At 48.3% G+C, this 3,995-nt stretch carries 3 protein-coding genes and 1 pseudogene; 3 read left to right on the top strand and 1 reads right to left on the bottom strand.

Annotated elements, in window-relative coordinates; genetic code table 11:
• Nucleotides 1-22: 22 nt before the first annotated feature.
• On the bottom strand, nt 23-1,534 hold the full coding sequence (locus MHN01_RS18945) for an ABC transporter substrate-binding protein (protein ID WP_239412777.1): 1,512 nt from the start codon (nt 1,532-1,534) through the stop codon (nt 23-25).
• Between the two features lie 500 nt (nt 1,535-2,034).
• Between MHN01_RS18945 and MHN01_RS18950 the strand changes: the two genes are divergently transcribed.
• The 3 genes and pseudogenes from MHN01_RS18950 to MHN01_RS18960 form a co-directional block, all read left to right on the top strand.
• The gene (locus MHN01_RS18950; RefSeq protein WP_239412778.1) at nt 2,035-2,805 is read left to right on the top strand and encodes an ABC transporter ATP-binding protein; all 771 of its coding nucleotides are present in this window, start codon (nt 2,035-2,037) and stop codon (nt 2,803-2,805) included.
• 82 nt (nt 2,806-2,887) lie between these two features.
• Nucleotides 2,888-3,664: an ABC transporter substrate-binding protein gene (locus MHN01_RS18955; protein WP_239412779.1), complete on the top strand. Its 777-nt coding sequence runs from the start codon at nt 2,888-2,890 to the stop codon at nt 3,662-3,664.
• A gap of 175 nt (nt 3,665-3,839) precedes the next feature.
• Nucleotides 3,840-3,995, top strand: a pseudogene (locus MHN01_RS18960) (arginine ABC transporter permease ArtQ); the annotation flags it as partial.

Genomic DNA, 3,995 nt, shown 5'->3' on the forward strand with positions numbered 1-3,995 from the left:
AAGGAATAAATGTCCAATCGCATTATGGTTTTGGCCGCAGAGCAAGTACATGCAGCAACCTTTCCGGAGTCTGTGGCCAGATAAGCGGGCTGGCAACGGGGTTGTTCTCATTAAACCAGCCGCTAAAGCGCTGGGTATTGTACTGATAGAATTGCACCGCATTGTAGAGTGGTACCGTTACTTGTTGACCGGCAATAATTTCGTTTAGTTCACGAATAATGGCTAATCGCTGGTGGCCGCTTGAGACGGTCGGAAATTCTGCCAGCAAGGCATCGACCCGGTCATTCTTGTAGAAGTGCATGGCATAGCGCGGATACTGTGGCGCCTGGTAGCGGCTATTAAAGGCAGAATCAAAGTATTTGAACGGCGTTGGACCTTGCGGAAAGTTGGTCAGGGCCAAGGTATAGTCACCGGTGGAGAGGCGTTCCACGAAGTGATTAAAATCTGCTTCGACCAATCGAATTTTCAATCCAACCTGTTCCAGCATTTCTGCCAGCAGCAGGGCGGTGGTATTAAAGTCAGACCAGCCTTTTGGCGTCAGAAGCGTTAGCTCCAGCGTGCTGCCGGATGGCAGCTCCCGCCAGCCGTCATCATCCTTATCCTCGATACCTAACAACGACAGCTGCTCTTTTGCCAGTTCCGGGTTGTATGTCATATAGGGCTGGTACTTCTCTGTCGCAACCGGATCGGTCCAATGTTCAAAGCGCTGACTCATTCCCGAGGCGAATTTTGAGGGCACTCCCTGGCCAAAGGCGGCGATATTGATCAGTTGTTGACGTTGTACCGACATTGATATCGCCCGGCGGAAATCGACTTCCTCAAAGATGGTTCTTATTTCCGGCTCCGCAGCCTTGAAGTTAAATAGCAGGCTGATAGGACTGGATGGCGGTAGCCAGTACTTAAAGTCCGGTGAGTAGGAGGCATACTGACGCTCGATATCAGGAATAAACGATCCAGCCCAGTCGAACTCCCCCTTTGCAATCTGCGCGATAAAGTCATCGTTATTGGTGATTTTGGGATAACGAAGGCAGTCGATGTGACGCTTTTCAGCCTGCCAGTAGAACGGATTGCCGCACTGCAGATAACCCTCTTTGCTGAGAGATTCTATCTGGGTATAGGGGCCGGTACCCACGGGAGTCGCATTGGCGTAGCTGATCGGATCGGCAATTTGCTCCCACTGATGCTTGGGCACAACGGGTAACAGCACCAAGTTATAGGCGACGAGTGCATTGGGCTTGGTTAGTTTGAAATAGACCTCGTGGCTTCCATGTTTTTTAACACTTTCGACCCATTGATTTATGCCATGTGAATCAAGTTCTGAATATTTTTGTGCTAAAGAAAACGAAAAAACAACATCATCAGCGGTGAATGGTTTTCCATCTGACCAGGTGACTTTTTCTCTTAGGGTAAATGTGATCCCTTTCAGGTCGGGATCCAGCTGGTAACCCGTAGCAAGTCGGTATTCAGGCTTGTTGTTTTGCAGGGTATTGAAAACAATGAGTGGTTCAAAAATAAATTCATGCGTCGTAGGCATGCATGTCTTGGAGAAAGGGTTAAAATTGGCAGTGATCTGATCGACATAAGACGGAACTATAGTAAGAATACTGCGACTTTCTTGCTCTTGGTTCAGTGCACTTGCTTGACTAGAAAGCAATGTCAAACCAATGAGTAACAGCCTAATGCTATAGTGAGTAACTTGTTCAAAGTAGGCTTTGTACATATATCAACCCGGCCAGACTTACGTTATGACGATTTTATCGCAATAACCTACCCCAAGTCAGGGCTATTATCAAATTCCCCAAACGAACTGATAAGTGACTAATTATGCACGCTATTTAACTGTTGATTCTCGAGGGTTTTAGGTTAACAAAATGTTGCCAATTGTGATTGGTGGTGATACCTTCGATGAAGTGCTCGGAAAACAGACTAAACCTCTACACCTGGATAAATGTGCCAGAAGGCTAAAAAACGGCTAGGTGAGAGGCGTTAAAGAGCGTAATTTCCCGATTCACGGAGCAACAGGAGTTAGCGCGCATGGCAGATGTAGTGGCGCTTGATGTAAAGGAACTGCATAAGTCTTTTGGTCAGAATGAAGTCCTAAAAGGAATTTCGCTGACGGCTCACCGTGGCGATGTAATTTCAATTATTGGTTCTTCCGGTTCAGGGAAGAGTACCTTTCTTCGCTGCATCAATTTATTGGAAACGCCGACTCAGGGTGAGATCTGGGTGAATGGCGAACTAATAAAAATGAAAAATAATCGCCGGGGAGAGTTTTTACCGGTGGACGAAAAACAGGTACAGCGGATCCGTTCACGGCTTGCGATGGTTTTTCAGGGGTTCAATTTGTGGTCTCACATGACAGTGCTGGGCAATGTTATCGAGGCACCAATCCATGTATTGGGGGTCCCGAGGGCTGAAGCTATCGAAAAGGCCGAAGCGCTGTTGAAGAAAGTGGGTTTGTACGAGCGACGTAACTATTACCCGGGCCACCTCTCTGGTGGTCAGCAGCAACGTGCAGCAATTGCAAGGGCTCTGGCCGTCGATCCGGAAGTCATGTTGTTTGATGAACCGACGTCGGCACTGGATCCTGAGTTGGTGGGTGAGGTGCTGGGCGTTATGCAGGATTTGGCGCAAGAAGGCAGAACAATGTTGGTGGTCACCCATGAGATGGCGTTTGCCCGTGATGTGTCCAACCAGGTGATGTTCCTGCACCAGGGGCTGGTTGAAGAACAGGGGCATCCCGACAAATTATTTACCAACCCTGAATCAGAAAGGTTACAGCAGTTTATTTCTTCGATTTACTAAACTGAGAACTCGGTTTTTTTATCACTGCACCGGTTTTGTTTGGGGACAGGCCGGTCAGATGCAAACACAACAGGAGTAGAAGATGAAAAAATGGATTTTGGCAGCTGCCATGGTATCAGCACTTGGTGCAACATCGGTGCAGGCAAAAGACTGGAAGGTTGTACGTTTTGGTATCGAAGGTGCCTACCCTCCATTTAGCTGGACAGAGCCAAACGGCGAACTGAAAGGCTTTGATGTCGATATGGCCAATGCGCTGTGTAAGGAGCTGCAGGCAAAATGTAAGATCGTTGCCCAGGATTGGGACGGCATCATTCCTTCGCTGCTAGCCCGTAAATATGACGCCATTATTGCGGCAATGTCGATCACTGAAGAGCGCAAGAAGAAAGTTGACTTCACTGGCAAATACGCCCTTATTCCAAACAAGTTTGTTGCCAAGAAAGGAACTGAAATTGAGTTCACCAAAGAGGGCCTCAAAGGCGTGAAGGTCGGTGTTCAGCGTGCAACAACTCACGATAAGTACCTGACTGACAACTACGGTGGTTCTGTTTCTATTGTACGTTACGGCTCCTTCGATGATGCGTACCTGGATCTTAAGGCTGGTCGAATTGCGACAATTCTTGGTGATGCCTCGGCGCTTGAAGAAGGTTTACTGAACAAGAGCGGTGGTGATGGCTATGAGTTTATCGGCCCGTCACTGACTGATCCTAAGTGGTTTGGCGACGGCTTTGGTATTGCTGTGCGTAAGCAAGACAAAGATCTAACCAAGCAACTTGATCAGGCTATCAAGTCACTGCGTGAAAAAGGTATCTACCAGGAAATCGCTGCGAAATACTTCGCTTACGATGTTTACGGTCAGTAAGAGTTAAGAGCGGAGGCTAGCACTCAGAATCCAGTTTCTGGCAAAGAGCCGAAAGCGGACTATGCTCTCAAGAATCGCAGATGGCCTGATGTCGTCTTCGTGGCTGGGGGCATATGTCCGGACGCTGGAAGAGAGCGCCTCCTGCTTTCCCTTTGCAGTATAAAGGAGCAACCTTTTGTTAGATTTAAAAGGATATGAATGGTCGCTGGTCGAAGGGGCATGGATTACCCTGCAGGTAGCTTTGCTATCGTTAGTACTGGCGATGATCTTAGGTATGCTGGGTGCCTTGGCGAAGCTTTCTCCGTATCGCTGGGCGAGGGCCATTGCCACC

This window comes from Photobacterium sp. OFAV2-7 (genome assembly GCF_022347985.1).
Classification (GTDB): Bacteria; Pseudomonadota; Gammaproteobacteria; order Enterobacterales; family Vibrionaceae; genus Photobacterium.